Genomic DNA, 14,683 nt, shown 5'->3' on the forward strand with positions numbered 1-14,683 from the left:
GGGCCGTCTTCCGGGGGGAGGACGGAGCGTGGGGGAAGCCCGGGGCCCAGGGGGGGGGAACACCGGGGGGAATGGCGGGGCGGGAGTGGCGCGCGGGGGGTGCGCTGGTCCCGCCCCGTCGCCATGTGCGCCCCCTGGCCATGTATGCCAAGGCGGCTTGGCGCTGGGCCGCCGTGGCAGGCGGCTCAGTAGCTCACCGGCTCAGGGGAATCGGCTCATCGGCTCAGGGAACAGTCAGGCGACCATCTGCGCGCCAGGGGCGGTAGCCGCGCCGACGATCCGACGCAAAGCCGTCGCACCGTCACACGGGTACGCACCGAGCTGGGTCTGACGGGCGACAATGCCACGCTCGGCGCGCAGCAGGCGCAGGCCACGGCGCAGCAGATAGCCGACGGGCTTACGCGCCTCGCGTAGGTCACGCAGCAGCCGGCGGCGGAAGGTGGTCAGCGGGCGCGCGCACAGGCACAGTGCGTCCGCCAGTAGGCCCAATTCCCGGCACCGGCTGATGATGTCCGCCGCGAAGATGCCCTCGGCGACGAACAGCGGGGCGCCGCCGAGGTCAAGGCTGGCGCTGCCGGTTCGCGAGCTGGTGGGAATGTCGTAGAGCGGAACGTCCGTACGGCCCGTACGGCATAGCGCGCCGATGGCCGCGACCGCCGCGTCCGCGTCCCAGGACAACGGGGAGTCCCAGTCCGCTCCGTCGCCATCGGCGAGCTGCGGGAGGGTGGGGTCCGTGGCTTCCTTGTAGAAGTCGTCAAGGTTGAGCACGGGCAGGCCGCTGCGGGCCGCCAGGGACGACTTTCCCGAGCCAGAAGGGCCGGTCAGCAAGATCACGCGGGGGTACGGGGAAGGCGCTGTCACGGGACACCAGTGTGCGGCATGGACCCACAAGAGTGACCCCCCGGGGACGAAGGTAGCTGCCGAGGGGCAGGCTCGACTACGGTGCGTGTCTGCGATGCCACCCCTAGCGAAGCCTGGTAGGCGCCCATGAACACCCGTGCTGGTCACCCAGCGGCTCCCGTGTCGCGCGCACTGCTACGCCTTGGGCTTGTCGTGTCGGCGGCCGGTGCGACGTTCGCAGCGGGAAGTGGGGCACCGGCAGTCGGGGCACCGGCGACCGCGGCGCCGGTGGACGAGATCGTGCACGGTGCGCTCGATACCGCGGGGGACGTGACGGGCCACCCGCAGGCGCGTGTGGTGCCCGTGCCACGTGCGGCGATGCGGCAGGCGACGTCCGCCGTGGTGGGGCCGGTCAAGCGGTTGCCGACCAACCCGTTAGCAAGCACCGGCGTCGATCTGCTGTCCAATGAGGTGAGCACCCAGATCGCTGACTTCAAGCCGGTGAGCACCGCGATGGTGACCGCGCCGCTAAGCCGGGGCGCCACGGTGGGGCAGTTGCCGCTGGTGGGCGACGTGCTGCGGGAGTTGCCTGGCTGACGAGGGCGGTATGTGGGGTGGTGGGCTGTGCTTGGTGCTTGGTGCTTGGTGCTCGGTGCTTGAGGCGCGGGCGCGGGCGCGTAAGCCGGCGCTCAGGCGGGGCCGGGGCGCGTGCCCCGGCCCGCACTGCTGTGGGGCCCGCCCCTCCGGTGGGCCGGTGCGCCCGCGAGGTTGCTGCGGGCGCCGCGTACGGGGCGGGGTCAGACGCCCATCGAATGCCAGACGGTCTTGGTCTCCACCAGGGCGAGCATCCGGCCGGTGCCGGGGTCGGCGGACCAGGCGCCCTTGCCGCTGTCCCCAGGCTGTGGCCGCAGGACGCGCTTGAGGTTCTCGGCGGCGGCCCGCTCCAGCTCCACCGCCAGTTCGCCGTCCGCGCCCGTCAGGTCGATCGCGTTGACGTCCTGGTGGAGGGCGAGCGGCAGGCCCAGTTCGGCGGCCTTGCCCGAGAGGATGTTGACCACGCCACCCGGCAGGTCGGACGTCGCCAGGACCTCGCCCAGCGACAGCGCCGGCAACGGTGCCTGCTCGCTGGCGACCACCACCACCGTGTTGCCCGTGACGATCGCCGGGGCGATGACCGAGACCAGCCCGAGGAACGAAGAGTCGCGCGGCGCGAGCACCGCCACCACGCCTGTCGGTTCGGGCGTGGAGAGGTTGAAGTACGGGCCGGCGACGGGGTTGGCTGCGCCGGCGATCTGGGTCACCTTGTCGGACCAGCCCGCGTACCAGACCCAGCGATCGATCGCGGCGTTCACCCGCGCTGCCGCCTTCGGCCGCGGGATGCCTTCGGCCGCGGCGACCTCGGTGGCGAACTGCTCGCGGCGGCCCTCCAGCATCTCGGCGACGCGGTACAGGATCTGGCCGCGGTTGTACGCGGTCGCCCCCGACCAGCCGCCGAACGCCTTGCGGGCCGCGACCACCGCGTCCCTGGCGTCCTTGCGGGAGGAGAGCGGGGCGTTCGCCAGCCATGCGCCCTGTGCGTCGGTCACCTCGTACACCCGTCCGCTCTCGGACCGGGGGAACTTCCCACCGACGAAGAGCTTGTAGGTCTTGAACACGCTCAAGCGGTCCACGGCGTTCATACCTGATTGCCCCTCGGGCTTGACGTTTCGATGCGATCGCCCTCCGGTCTTGCCGCTCATGCGTGCTCGCCCTTCGGGCTCGACGGGGCGAGATACGCCTCCAGACCGTGCCGACCGCCCTCGCGGCCGTAACCCGACTCCTTGTAACCGCCGAACGGCGACGTCGGGTCGAGCTTGTTGAAGGTGTTGGACCACACGATGCCTGCGCGCAGCTTGCTCGCCATCCACAGGCTGCGGCTGCCCTTCTCGGTCCAGATGCCGGCCGAGAGGCCGTACGGGGTGTTGTTCGCCTTCTCCACCGCCTCGGCGGGGGTGCGGAAGGTCAGCACCGAGAGCACCGGGCCGAAGACCTCTTCGCGGGCGATGCGGTGGGCCTGCGTCACGCCGGTGAACAGGGTCGGCGCGAACCAGTACCCCGAGGACGGCAGGTCGCACGCCGGGGCCCAGCGCTCGGCGCCCTCCGACTCGCCGGCGTCGGCCAACTCCGTGATCCGGGCGAGCTGCTCGGCGGAGTTGATCGCGCCGACGTCGGTGTTCTTGTCGAGCGGGTCGCCCACGCGCAACGTCGCCATGCGCCGCTTCAGCGCGTCGAGCAGCTCATCGGCGACCGACTCCTGAACCAGCAGCCGCGAGCCCGCACAGCAGACATGGCCCTGGTTGAAGAAGATGCCGTTGACCACGCCCTCCACGGCCTGGTCGATGGGCGCGTCGTCGAAGACGATGTTGGCCGCCTTGCCGCCCAGCTCCAGCGTCAGCTTCTTGTCCGTGCCCGCGACGGTGCGAGCGATGGCCTTGCCGACCTCGGTGGAGCCGGTGAACGCGACCTTGTTGACGTCCGGGTGCGCGACCAGCGCGGCGCCGGCCGTGCCGTCGCCGGTGAGGATGTTGACGACGCCCTTGGGTAGCCCCGCCTGGCGGCAGATGTCCGCGAAGAACAGCGCGGACAGCGGGGTCGTCTCGGCGGGCTTGAGGACCACCGTGTTGCCCGTGGCGAGCGCGGGAGCGATCTTCCAGGACAGCATGAGCAGCGGGAAGTTCCACGGGATGACCTGGCCGGCGACGCCCAGCGGCCGGGGGTTCGCGCCGAAGCTCGCGTGATCGAGTTTGTCGGCCCAGCCCGCGTAGTAGAAGAAGTGCGCCGCGACCAGTGGCAGATCGAAGTCCCGGGACTCGCGGATGGGCTTGCCGTTGTCCAGCGACTCCAAAACGGCCAGCTCACGCGAGCGCTCTTGGATGATGCGGGCGATGCGAAAGAGATACTTCGCGCGCTCGGCGCCGGGCAGCGCCGACCACGTCTCGAACGCCTTGCGCGCGGCCTTGACCGCGTGGTCCACGTCCTGCGCGCTGGCCTGGGCGACCTCGGCCAGGACCTCTTCGGAGGCGGGCGCGAGGGTCTTGAAGACCTTGCCGTCCGCGGCCTCGCGGAACTCGCCGTCGATGAAGAGTCCGTAGGACGGTGCGATGTCCACGATCGCGCGGGACTCGGGTGCGGGTGCGTAATCGAAAGCCATCTGTCTCAGTCCACCGTCACGTAGTCGGGACCGGAGTAGCGCCCGGTGCTCAGCTTTTGGCGCTGCATCAACAGGTCGTTGAGGAGGCTGGAGGCGCCGAAGCGGAACCAGTCGGCCGACAGCCACCCCTCACCCAGCGTCTCGTTCACCATCACCAGGTACTTGATGGCGTCCTTGGTCGTACGAATGCCGCCGGCCGGCTTCACGCCGACCCGTACGCCGATGGTGGCGTGGAAGTCACGCACCGCCTCCAGCATCAGCAGCGTCACCGGGGGAGTGGCGTTGACCGCCACCTTGCCCGTCGAGGTCTTGATGAAGTCGGCGCCCGCCAGCATCGCGAGCCAGGAGGCGCGGCGCACGTTGTCGTAGGTCTGGAGCTCGCCGGTCTCGAAGATGACCTTGAGGTGTGCGGCACCCCCCGGGGCGCTCCTCGTGGCGCCCTTCGCTTCGCCGTCCGACGCCGTTCCGGTCGGCCGGGCGCACGCCTCCTTGACCGCTTTGATCTCCTCGAAGACCTCCAGGTAGCGGCCGGAGAGGAAGGCGCCGCGGTCGATCACCATGTCGATCTCGTCGGCGCCCGCCGCGACCGCGTCGCGGGTGTCGGCCAGCTTGACCGGCAGGGCGGTGCGGCCGGCGGGGAAGGCGGTGGCCACGGAGGCGATCTGGACGCCGGAGTCGGCGACGGCCTGCCTGGCGGTGGCCACCATGTCCGGATAGACGCAGATCGCGGCGACCCGGGGCGCGCCGTCGCCTGGGCGTACGCCCTTGGCGCACAGGGCCCGGACCTTGCCCGGGGTGTCCGCGCCTTCGAGCGTGGTCAGGTCGATCATCGAGATCGCCAGGTCGATGGCGTACGCCTTCGCCGACGTCTTGATCGAGCGGGTGCCAAGGGTCGCGGCGCGGGCGTCGAGGCCAACCGCATCGACCCCCGGCAGGCCGTGCAGGAAGCGGCGCAGCGCGCCGTCGCTCGCGGTCACGTCCGCCAGCGACGCTAGTCGCTCCGCGGCCTCGCTGCCGTATGCGGGAACTGTGGTGGGCATGGTCACCAGGCGAGCATATCTACGCGCGTAGCGGCCTGTCACCCCCACGAAAGAAGCCGGTTTTCGATGCCGTAACGCAATGTCCGGATTCCGGAGTGTCGGGCAGAATCGGGCGCATGACGAGTCCGGACCCCGCCTCCTCCCCTGCGCAGCCGGAGCGGCCTGATCAGCCTGATCAGCCTGATCAGACGACAGCCGCGCCCCAGGCCGCCCAACCCGACCAGGGCGACCGGGCCGACCGGGGTGACCAGGCCAGCCACGCCAGCCAGGCCAGTGGGGCCAGTCGGACCGGTGGGCCCGAGCTGAGCAAGCGGCCCCGGCCGGCCGACGATGACGGTGAGGTGTACGACGACCGCGTCTACCGCTCCACCGGCAGCATGGCCACCGGGGTGTTGTTGCTCCTGCTCGGCGCCTGGCTCGGCGGCGACGCGCTGGTCCGGGGCGACGGACGCACCCCCTGGCTGTCGCTCGCGGGGCTGCTCGCCACGGTGCCCGTCGTGGTGGCGTTCACGCTGCGACCGGCCGTGTTCGCGGGCGCGGACCGACTTTTGGTGCGTAACCCCTTTCGTACGATCGTGCTGCCGTGGGCGTCGGTCGATGGGGCCCGCGCCGGATACAGCAGCGAGGTGCTGGCGGGCGGCAGCACGTATCAGCTGTGGGCCATCCCCGTCTCGCTACGACAGCGCAAGCGAGCCTCGCGACAGCAGACGCGGGACGCCGCCGAGGACGTCAGCGGGTACACCTCCGCGCGGGCCAAGCGTCCCGGGACGGTGAGCGAAACCGATCGCGCCCCCTCCGACCAGGCCATCGACGACATCCGCGAGATCGCCGAGCGCCAGGCGTCCCGGGCGGGCGCCCAGGGCGCGCCGGTGGTGCGCTGGGCGTACGAGGTGCTGGCGCCGATGGCGGCGGGCATCGTGTTGCTGATCGTCCTTGCGGGTACGGGCTGACGGCGTTTTGAGGGAGCAGGCCACGAGGACACACGCCACAGGCAACACGCCATGGCGTCGAGGGGCCGACCTCGGCCCGGACCGACAGGGTCCGGGCCTGGATCGGCCCTCTCGCGTGGGGTGCTCGCGCCTTAGATGCCCGCAGCCGCGGCCAGGTCGCGCTTGATGGCGGCCAGGATCTGCGTCGCGCGGACGCGGATGGCCGGAAGCGCTTCGAGCGAGCCGACCGGGAGCACGGCCTCCAGATAGCACTTGAGCTTGGGCTCGGTGCCGCTCGGCCGCACGATCACGCGGGCTGACTCGACGCCGGAGCCCGCGTCGCCCGCCAGGTGGTAGCGGAGCCCATCGGTGGGCGGCAGCGCCTCGGAGCCCTGGGCCAGATCCTGCGCCGAGGTCACCGGCAGCGCGGCCAAGGTGGTGGGCGGCTGGTCGCGTAGCCGCTGCATCGCCGCCGCGATCAAGGAGAGGTCATCGACCCGCACCGAGAGCTGGTCGGTCGCGTGCAGGCCGTGCGTCACGGCCAGTTCGTCCAGCAGATCGGGGAGCGTACGGCCCTGCGCCTTCAGCTCGGCGGCCAACTCGGCGATGAGCAGCGCCGCGGTGATGCCGTCCTTGTCGCGGACGCCCGCCGGGTCCACGCAGTAGCCGAGCGCCTCCTCGTACGCGTACCGCACGCCGTCCACCCGCGCCAGCCACTTGAAGCCGGTCAGCGTCTCCGCGTACGGCACACCCGAGGTGGCCGCGATCCGGGAGAGCAGTGAGGAGGAGACGATCGTGGTGGCGAAGGTGCCCCCACCGGCCGTGCCCTGCCCGGACCGGCCGGCCCGTCCCGTACGCACCAGGTGTGCCGCGAGCAGCGCGCCGACCTCGTCGCCGCGCAGCATCCGCCAGCCAGCGGAGGCGTCGGCCGCCGGGACGGCCACGGCGCAGCGGTCGGCATCCGGGTCGTTGGCAATCACAATGTCGGGACTGCCGGGACTGCCGGGACTGCCGGGACTGCCGGGAGTGCCGGGAGTGCCGGCGCTGGCAGCACTGGCAGCGCCCGCGGTGTGGTGCGCGCTTGCGGTCGCGTACGCCAGGTCCATCGCGCCCGGTTCCTCCGGGTTGGGGAATGCGACGGTGGGGAAGTCCGGGTCCGGCTCGGCCTGCTCCGCGACCACGATCGGGGCGGGGAAGCCCGCGCGGGCGAACGCGGCGGTCAGCGTCTCGCGCCCGACGCCGTGCAGCGGCGTGTAGACCACCTGCACCGCGCGCGGTGAGCCGGGGGTGAGGACGGTGGCGGCGCGGTCCAGGTAGGCCGCGAGGACCTCATCGCCCGCGGTGTCCCAGCCCGACTGTGGGCGCGGCACCTCGTGCAGGCTGCCGACCGCGGCGATCTCGGCGGCGATCTCCGCATCGGCGGGCGGCACGATCTGGGAGCCGCCCTGTGATGCGGTGCCGGCGATGCCGTCACCCAGGTAGACCTTGTAACCGTTGTCGCGAGGCGGGTTGTGGCTCGCGGTGACCTCGACGCCGGCGACCGCGCCCAACTGGCGGACGGCGAACGCGAGCACGGGCGTGGGCAGCGGGCGGGGCAGCAGCACCGCGCGCAGCCCGGCGCCGGTCAGCACGGCCGCGGTGTCCCGCGCGAAGTCGATGCTCTTGTGCCGGGCGTCGTAGCCGATGACGACGAGCGGGGCGGCGGTCGCTGCCGCGGCGCCGGTACCGGGCTGGCTGGTGGTGGCTGTGTCGGCCGGGGTCGCTGCCCCGGGGCCGGGCTGCCCGGTTGCCGCCGGCTGCTGGTGTTGTTGGTGTCGCCGGTTCAGGTACGCGGCCAGGCCCGCCGCGGTCCTGATGACCACCGCGCGGTTCATGCGCAAAGGGCCCGCGCCCAACTCGGCGCGCAGGCCGGCGGTGCCGAACTGGAGCGTGCCCGCGAAGCGTGCGGCCAACTCGTCGGTGTCCTCGGCCTCGATGAGCTTGGCCAGCTCGTCTCGGGTATCGGGGTCCGGGTCTTCCGACAGCCAGGCCCGGGCCCGGACGATCAGTTCGTGCTGCACGGTGGTTCCGCCTCTCGCGTTGGGGGTCGCGTGGTCCGAGGTGCCGGTGGGGTCGCGCGATGGCACCGTACGGGCGCGACCCCGGCTCGGCCGTCAGGTCCGATTCACTTCGCCGGGCGGGCCCGGCCGAAGGGCACCGATCAGAGCTTGCCCAACACCTGGCTCAGCAGACTGCCCATGCGTGCAGCCGAGTCGCGGCCCGCCTGGAGGACCTCCTCGTGGTTGAGGGGCTCGCCCGTCATGCCCGCCGCCAGGTTGGTCACCAGCGAGATGCCGAGCACCTCGGCGCCCGCCTCCCGCGCCGCGATGGCCTCCAACGTGGTGGACATGCCGACCAGATCGGCACCCATCGTGCGGATCATCCCGATCTCGGCAGGCGTCTCGTAGTGCGGGCCGGGGAACTGGACGTAAACGCCCTCCTCCAGCGACGCGTCCACCTGCTGGCACAGGGCGCGTAGCCGCGGCGAGTACAGATCCGTGAGGTCCACAAAGTTGGGGCCGACGATCGGGGAGGTCGCGGTGAGGTTGATGTGATCGCTGATCAGCACCGGCTGACCGACGTGCATGCCCACGCGTAGCCCGCCGCAGCCGTTGGTGAGTACGACGGTCTTACAGCCCGCGGCGACGGCGGTGCGTACGCCGTGCACCACGGCGGTCACATCGCGGCTCTCGTAGTAGTGGGTACGGCCGAGGAAGACCAGTGCGCGCTTGTCGCCAAGGCGGTAGGAGCGGACCGTGCCCGCGTGCCCCTCGACGGCGGGGGCGGGGAAGCCGGGCAGTTCGGTGACCGGAAACTCGTGTTCCGGAGTACCGAGTGCGTCGGTGGCGGGCACCCAGCCGGAGCCCATGACGAGTACCACGTCATGGGTCTCGGCGCCGGTGAGCTCGCGCAGGCGTGCGGCGGCGCCATCGGCGGCGGCGAAGGGGGTCTGGCCGCCGGCGCGAAGGGGGCCGTCCTGGATGTCCGAAGAAGCTGATGCGTTCACGCGCACGAGGGTAACCGGTAATCCCCTACGCGCGTAGATGCGTTTGCGACGACGTGGGAACCGCCGCCGCTGCGGGGGCATGGCCGTGCCGACGCGCAGCCCTCAGCAGGGCCGCTTGCGAAGCTCCATCACGTAGTCGTGGGGCGCGCCCGCCGATTCCGCGGCGTCCGCGATCTCGCCCAGGTAGCGGGCCGATGGCAACCCGCCCTCATAACCGTTGAGGACGTACAGCCAGGCCGCCTCATCGCCGTCCAGCGTGTGCACCCGCACCCGCATCCGGCGGTATATGTCGAGCCCGACGCCCTCCCAGCGGTCCATCGACTCCTCGTCCATCGGGGCGATGTCGTAGAGCGCGATGAAGACCTGCGAGCGGGGTGCCTCCACCAAGGTGGGCAGGGCGCCCTCCCATCCCATCTGCTCACCGCCGAAGGTGAGCCGCCAGCCGGAGATCCAGCCGGTGCCGCGCAGCGGCGAGTGCGGGGCGCGGCGGGACATCAGCCGCGCGTCGAGGTTGCCGGCGTACGCGGCGTAGAGCGACATGGCTCCGAGGGTACGGGAGTGCAGCGATGGGCACGGGAGTGCAGTGATTTGGCGTTTGGGGTGGCAGTCTCGGCAAACGCGGCCGTGAACCGCCCCGGGGGAGGGCCCCAAGAGGCGGCCGTTTTGTTGGGTGCGGGACAATGGGGTCGTACTGCATCCCCTGGGGCGACCCCCGGACCGGCCGGCAACGACGCCAGCCGCCCCCCGCGGCGCGGTCGGGCACCCGGGCCGACCGGAACGAATACGCGAGGCGAACTTCAGTGACCCGGATCGTGATCATCGGTGGCGGACCAGGCGGCTACGAGGCGGCGCTGGTCGCCGCGCAACTCGGCGCGGAGGTGACCGTCGTCGATTGCGACGGTCTAGGCGGTGCTTCGGTGCTGACCGACTGCGTGCCGTCGAAAACCCTGATCGCGACGGCGGAGGTGATGACGACCTTCGACTCCTCCTACGAGGAACTGGGGATCATCGTTGCCGACGACACGCCGCCGCTGGAGCAATCCGCCCGAGTGGTCGGCGTGGACCTGGGCAAGGTCAACCGCCGGGTGAAGCGGCTCGCGCTGGCCCAGTCGCACGACATCACCGCATCGGTGACGCGCGCCGGCGCCCGGGTGCTGCGCGGCCGAGGCCGCATCGAACCCGCGCAGGCGCCGGACGGCTCGCGCACCGTGACCGTGCAGGCGGTCGATGGCACCGAGGAGACGCTGGCCGCGGATGCGGTGCTGATCGCGACCGGTGCGCACCCGCGGGAGATCCCGGACGCGCTGCCGGACGGCGAACTCATCTTGAACTGGACCCAGGTCTACGACCTGGACGAGCTGCCCGCCGAGCTGATCGTGGTCGGCTCGGGTGTGACCGGCGCCGAGTTCGCCGGCGCGTACCAGGCGCTCGGCTCCAAGGTCACGCTGGTCTCCTCGCGCGATCGCGTGCTGCCCGGCGAGGACCCGGACGCCGCGGCCGTCCTGGAGGACGTCTTTCGTCGCCGCGGCATGAACGTGATGGCCCGCTCGCGTGCTGCGTCCGCCAAGCGGGTGGGAGACCGGGTGGAGGTGACGCTCGCGGATGGGCGCGTCATCTTTGGTACGCACTGTTTGATGGCGGTCGGCTCCATCCCCAACACCGCCCGGCTCGGCCTTGAGGAGGCCGGGGTCAAGCTGGAGGAGTCCGGCCACATCTGGACGGACAAGGTGTCCCGTACGAGCGCGCCGGGCGTGTACGCGGCGGGCGACTGCACCGGCGTGCTCGCGCTGGCCTCCGTCGCGGCCATGCAGGGCCGTATTGCGATGTACCACGTACTTGGGGACGCGGTGACTCCGCTGAACTTGAAGGCGGTGTCCGCAAATGTGTTCACCGACCCGGAGATCGCCACCGTCGGCTATACGCAGGCCGACGTGGACAGCGGAAAGATCGACGCCCGGGTGGTGAAGCTACCGCTGCTGCGCAATGCGCGGGCGAAGATGCAGGGCATCAGGGACGGCTTCGTGAAGCTGTTCTGCCGCCCTGGTACCGGCATCGTGGTCGGCGGCGTGGTGGTCGCGCCGCGTGCCAGCGAGCTGATCCACCCGATCGCGGTCGCGGTGGACAACAACCTGACGGTCGCGCAGATCGCCAACACCTTCACGGTCTATCCGTCGCTTTCGGGATCGATTGCCGAAGTGGCCCGACAGTTGCAGACCCGCAAGACCCAGAACGAGCTCTAGGGCGCTCCTATACCACCTGTGACACCCATCAGCGAACAACTTCTGTTAATTGGCGGAAGCGGCTGAAAGCAGATGGTCGTTGGCGTTACTGTCAGTTTCGTGTTCGCTGCAGAACGTCGCCAATTGATCCTTGAAATGGTGCGCGCGAACGGAGCCGTCTCGCTCCGTGAGCTCGCCCGTGTCGTCCAGACCTCCGAAGTGACCGTACGGCGGGACGTGCGGGCGCTGGAGGCGGAAGGACTGCTCGACCGCCGACATGGCGGTGCGGTATTGCCGGGTGGCTTCACCAGGGAGTCCGGTTTTCCGCAAAAGTCCCATCTAGCGACCGCGGAGAAGACGGCCATCGCCGACCTCGCCGCCAGTCTCGTCAATGAGGGCGAGGCCGTGGTGGTCGGCGCGGGGACGACGACGCAGGAGCTGGCCCGCCGGCTCGCGCGCGTCCCCGGTCTGACCGTGGTCACCAACTCCCTGCTCGTCGCCCAGGCCCTGGCCCATGCCAATCGGGTCGAGGTCGTCATGACCGGCGGTACCCTACGCGGCTCCAACTACGCCCTCGTGGGCAGCGGGGCCGAACAGTCACTTCAGGGGCTGCGGGTCTCCCGCGCCTTCCTCTCCGGCAGTGGGCTCACCGCCGAGCGCGGCTTGTCCACGTCCAACATGCTCGCGGCGAGCGTGGATCGGGCGCTGGTGCAGGCGGCGGCCGAGGTGGTCGTCCTCGCCGATCACTCGAAGCTGGGCACCGACACCATGTTCCAGACGGTGCCGACCGATGTCATAACGCGGCTGGTGACGGACGAGCCGTCGTCCCACGACGAACGATCCGCCACCGAGCTCCAGGCCCTCGCGGATCAAGGCGTACAGATCGCTGTCGCCGGTGTGGCGCAGGGGTCGTCCGCGCCGAGACCGGGGCAGGGCGCCGGAGCCGGGCCGAACGGTGGCAGGGGCGAAGGCCCAGCCGGGCGGCAGTCGCGCCGCGATATGCCGATGCCAGGGCCCCGCCGCACGCACCCGCCCACGGCACCCGGCGGCCCAGGGCTGCGCGGCCCGGTGTCGCTCTCCGATCAGCAACTCAGCGGGCGGGTGGCGGACTTGGCGCCACGCCGACGCTGAACGCCTGCCCCGCCCGGGGCGAGGGGCCGGCCCGGCAGGGCTGGGCCCTGGCCCCGCAAGGACCTGACCCCCGGGCGGGCCTTTCGGATGGCCTTCGCACGCTGGGGCTCGCTGGGGCCGGTCGCCGCGGGTCGGCTGCCGGGGGCCGGTCGCCGAAGCCGGTCGGGATGTTGGTTGGGGCGCCCGGTTGGCCCCGCCATGCGGCGTGGGGCGGAGCGCCGCATGGCGGGGCATTCCGCATGGCGGGGTACTGCCGCATGGCGTGAAGTTCCGCGTGGGGTGGAACGCTGCGTGGGGCGGAACGCCGTTACGTGTCGCGGGTTACGCGTCCGCCTCGGCTGGTCTGGCCTTGAGGCCCTGCAAGGTGAGGGCCAGCAGGCGGTCGGCTAGTTCCGGGTCGTCGGGGGACTGTTCGACCGCGAGCGCGATGGCGTTCGTGAGCTGCATCAGGTCCACGATGTCCACCCCTTCGCGTACGGCACCCGCGCGCTGGGCCCGGTCGAGCAGCTTGCTGCCTGCCGCCTGCATCGGCATGCTGCACCGCGACAGCGCCGAGCCGTCATCACTCTGAGCGGCCATCAGGGCCCGTGACAGGCCGCGGTAGGTGCTGGCGTGCGCCACGATGGTCCGCAGCCACTCAAGGAGCGCGGTACACGGCTGGGGCGCGGCGAGGAGTTCGCGGGAGCGGGCCAACAGCGCCTCGACCTCGCCCTGGAAGACCGCGCTCATCAGGGCCGTGCGGTGTGGGAAGTGCCGGTACAAAGTGCCGATGCCGACGCCTGCCCGCCGTGCGATCTCCTCAAGCGAGGCATCGGTGCCGCGTTCCGTGAAGGCCGTACGGGCCTCGGCCAACAGCCGTTCGTAGTTGCGACGCGCGTCAGCGCGCATCGGCCGCCCCTCGGCGACCCCCGCCGTACCGCTCGCCATCATCGCCCTCCCGTGGACCGCACCATGCGCCTGGTTGTGCGGCGTAGGCGCCGTCGTGCGTCTGTATGCAGTGCTTGTGCTGGCTTGTGCTGGCTTGTGCCGGTTTGTGCTGGCTTGTGCTGTGAAGCAACTGTGCTGGGCTGTGCCGCGACTGACGCCCGTACGGCCGGTGCCGCGTCAGGCAGCGCTGACGTTGGACGGGCTGGGTGCCTCGCGGTGTCCGTGAAGCCGCACGCCGCTGCGCGTTGGCCCTGCCCCCAGCATCGCATTGGCTGGACGTACGACTGGACGCCGTTGGCGTATCGGGGGCTTGCCCTATCGCCGGTGTGGGGGAGGTTACGCGGCTGGGAAGGGGCGTGCGGTGTGGCGTACGGGGGTGGGCGCGGGCCGGGGCGTGGTGCGCGGGGCCGGGGGTGTGGCGTACGCCCGCGGAGCGTGCGCCGGCGCCTGAGAGCAGCGTGGGCCCCAGCCGGAGAAAGTTTCGGCTGGGGCCCACGCCTGCGTTCCGCTGGAAGTGGCGGGGGCTCAGGCCCCGCTCAGTTCGGTGCGGTTCGCGCTCAGTCCTTGATCTCGCAGATTACGGCGCCGGCCGATACGGAGCCGCCGACCTCAGCCGTGAGGTCCTTGATGGTGCCGGCGCGGTGGGCGTTGAGGGGCTGTTCCATCTTCATGGCCTCCAGAACGACGATGAGTTCGCCCTCCTCGACCTGTTGGCCCTCCTCGACCGCGACCTTGACGATGGTGCCCTGCATCGGAGAGGTCAACGCGTCACCGGAGGCGGCGGAGCCGGACTTCTTAGCCGCCTTGCGCTTGGGCTTCTTGGCGCCGGTTGCGGCGGGCGACGTAGCGACTCCGAGGGAGGCGGGGAGGGAGACTTCGAGGCGTTTGCCACCGACCTCCACCACCACGGTCTCGCGACCTTGGCTCTCACCGTCCTCGTCCAACCCGGTATCGGTCGGCACGAACGCGGGAATCTCGTTGACGAACTCCGTCTCAATCCACCGCGTATGCACCGTAAACGGCTCACCACAACCATGCCGCTCCGGAGCAAACGCCCGATCTGCCACCACCGCACGATGGAACGGAATCGCCGTAGCCATCCCCTCCACCTCAAACTCCCCCAACGCCCGCGCAGCCCGCGCCAACGCCTGCTCCCGCGAAGCACCCGTCACCACCAACTTCGCCAACAACGAATCCCACGCCGGACCAATCACCGACCCCGCCTCAACCCCCGCATCCACCCGCACCCCAGGACCCGACGGCACAGCAAACCGCGTCACCACCCCAGGCGCCGGCAAAAACCCACGCCCCGGGTCCTCACCATTAATCCGAAACTCCAACGCATGCCCCCGCAACGGCGG

General features: G+C 71.0%; 13 protein-coding genes. 4 read left to right on the top strand and 9 right to left on the bottom strand.

The genetic code is table 11. The features are described 5' to 3' along the window. Positions 1 to 234 precede the first annotated feature (234 nt). Positions 235 to 861, bottom strand: coding sequence for an ATP-binding protein (locus FHS42_RS09040; RefSeq protein ID WP_312866783.1), 627 nt, complete (start codon positions 859 to 861; stop codon positions 235 to 237). Between the two features lie 126 nt (positions 862 to 987). Between FHS42_RS09040 and FHS42_RS09045 the strand changes: the two genes are divergently transcribed. Further along, positions 988 to 1,437, top strand: coding sequence for a hypothetical protein (locus FHS42_RS09045; protein ID WP_184570616.1), 450 nt, complete (start codon positions 988 to 990; stop codon positions 1,435 to 1,437). Positions 1,438 to 1,637: 200 nt separating this feature from the next. Here the strand turns inward: FHS42_RS09045 and FHS42_RS09050 are convergent, their stop codons facing one another. From FHS42_RS09050 to deoC, 3 genes are read right to left on the bottom strand one after another with little or no spacing between them, the layout of a single operon-like run. Further along, positions 1,638 to 2,519, bottom strand: coding sequence for an aldehyde dehydrogenase family protein (locus tag FHS42_RS09050; RefSeq protein ID WP_184570618.1), 882 nt, complete (start codon positions 2,517 to 2,519; stop codon positions 1,638 to 1,640). A 56-nt stretch (positions 2,520 to 2,575) separates the two neighbouring features. Continuing rightward, positions 2,576 to 4,030 carry an aldehyde dehydrogenase family protein gene (locus FHS42_RS09055; RefSeq protein WP_184570620.1) on the bottom strand — a complete coding sequence of 485 codons (1,455 nt, stop codon included), beginning with the start codon at positions 4,028 to 4,030 and terminating at the stop codon, positions 2,576 to 2,578. Positions 4,031 to 4,035: 5 nt separating this feature from the next. Then, positions 4,036 to 5,070 (bottom strand): 2-deoxyribose-5-phosphate aldolase, encoded by a 1,035-nt coding sequence (deoC, locus tag FHS42_RS09060; RefSeq protein WP_184570812.1) that lies wholly within the window; start codon positions 5,068 to 5,070, stop codon positions 4,036 to 4,038. 377 nt (positions 5,071 to 5,447) lie between these two features. Here deoC and FHS42_RS09065 point away from each other — a divergent pair, with 377 nt between their 5' ends. Continuing rightward, positions 5,448 to 6,020 (top strand): PH domain-containing protein, encoded by a 573-nt coding sequence (locus tag FHS42_RS09065; protein ID WP_246494432.1) that lies wholly within the window; start codon positions 5,448 to 5,450, stop codon positions 6,018 to 6,020. A 131-nt stretch (positions 6,021 to 6,151) separates the two neighbouring features. Here the strand turns inward: FHS42_RS09065 and FHS42_RS09070 are convergent, their stop codons facing one another. From FHS42_RS09070 to FHS42_RS09080, 3 genes are all read right to left on the bottom strand, one after another. Continuing rightward, a complete protein-coding gene (locus FHS42_RS09070) occupies positions 6,152 to 8,059 on the bottom strand; it encodes a phospho-sugar mutase (RefSeq protein ID WP_184570623.1) in 1,908 nt (635 codons plus the stop codon). 140 nt (positions 8,060 to 8,199) lie between these two features. Further along, positions 8,200 to 9,045 carry a purine-nucleoside phosphorylase gene (locus FHS42_RS09075; RefSeq protein ID WP_312866784.1) on the bottom strand — a complete coding sequence of 282 codons (846 nt, stop codon included), beginning with the start codon at positions 9,043 to 9,045 and terminating at the stop codon, positions 8,200 to 8,202. A gap of 102 nt (positions 9,046 to 9,147) precedes the next feature. Then, positions 9,148 to 9,585, bottom strand: coding sequence for a gamma-glutamylcyclotransferase family protein (locus FHS42_RS09080; protein WP_184570627.1), 438 nt, complete (start codon positions 9,583 to 9,585; stop codon positions 9,148 to 9,150). A 260-nt stretch (positions 9,586 to 9,845) separates the two neighbouring features. On the opposite strand from FHS42_RS09080, the gene FHS42_RS09085 reads away from it, so the two are divergent. Both FHS42_RS09085 and FHS42_RS09090 read left to right on the top strand, forming a co-directional pair. Continuing rightward, positions 9,846 to 11,285, top strand: coding sequence for an NAD(P)H-quinone dehydrogenase (locus FHS42_RS09085; RefSeq protein WP_184570629.1), 1,440 nt, complete (start codon positions 9,846 to 9,848; stop codon positions 11,283 to 11,285). Positions 11,286 to 11,420: 135 nt separating this feature from the next. Next, on the top strand, positions 11,421 to 12,395 hold the full coding sequence (locus tag FHS42_RS09090; protein ID WP_246494434.1) for a DeoR/GlpR family DNA-binding transcription regulator: 975 nt from the start codon (positions 11,421 to 11,423) through the stop codon (positions 12,393 to 12,395). A gap of 321 nt (positions 12,396 to 12,716) precedes the next feature. On the opposite strand, the gene FHS42_RS09095 is transcribed toward FHS42_RS09090, so the two are convergent. Further along, positions 12,717 to 13,283, bottom strand: a complete 567-nt coding sequence (locus FHS42_RS09095) for a TetR/AcrR family transcriptional regulator (protein WP_184570633.1) — start codon at positions 13,281 to 13,283, stop codon at positions 12,717 to 12,719. A gap of 596 nt (positions 13,284 to 13,879) precedes the next feature. Continuing rightward, positions 13,880 to 14,683 (bottom strand): biotin/lipoyl-containing protein (locus FHS42_RS09100; RefSeq protein ID WP_184570635.1); only part of this gene is annotated, 804 nt, incomplete at its 5' end.

Origin of the sequence: Streptomyces zagrosensis (assembly GCF_014203645.1) — a bacterium.
GTDB classification, from domain to species: domain Bacteria; phylum Actinomycetota; class Actinomycetes; order Streptomycetales; family Streptomycetaceae; genus Streptomyces; species Streptomyces zagrosensis.

Excerpts from the sequence above, each read along its gene's own strand:
- FHS42_RS09045 (WP_184570616.1), top strand. The coding sequence starts at position 988 with ATGAACACCCGTGCTGGTCACCCAGCGGCTCCCGTGTCGCGCGCACTG.
- FHS42_RS09050 (WP_184570618.1), bottom strand. The coding sequence starts at position 2,519 with ATGAACGCCGTGGACCGCTTGAGCGTGTTCAAGACCTACAAGCTCTTC.
- FHS42_RS09055 (WP_184570620.1), bottom strand. The coding sequence starts at position 4,030 with ATGGCTTTCGATTACGCACCCGCACCCGAGTCCCGCGCGATCGTGGAC.
- deoC (WP_184570812.1), bottom strand. The coding sequence starts at position 5,070 with ATGCCCACCACAGTTCCCGCATACGGCAGCGAGGCCGCGGAGCGACTA.
- FHS42_RS09065 (WP_246494432.1), top strand. The coding sequence starts at position 5,448 with ATGGCCACCGGGGTGTTGTTGCTCCTGCTCGGCGCCTGGCTCGGCGGC.
- FHS42_RS09080 (WP_184570627.1), bottom strand. The coding sequence starts at position 9,585 with ATGTCGCTCTACGCCGCGTACGCCGGCAACCTCGACGCGCGGCTGATG.
- FHS42_RS09090 (WP_246494434.1), top strand. The coding sequence starts at position 11,421 with ATGGTGCGCGCGAACGGAGCCGTCTCGCTCCGTGAGCTCGCCCGTGTC.
- FHS42_RS09095 (WP_184570633.1), bottom strand. The coding sequence starts at position 13,283 with ATGCGCGCTGACGCGCGTCGCAACTACGAACGGCTGTTGGCCGAGGCC.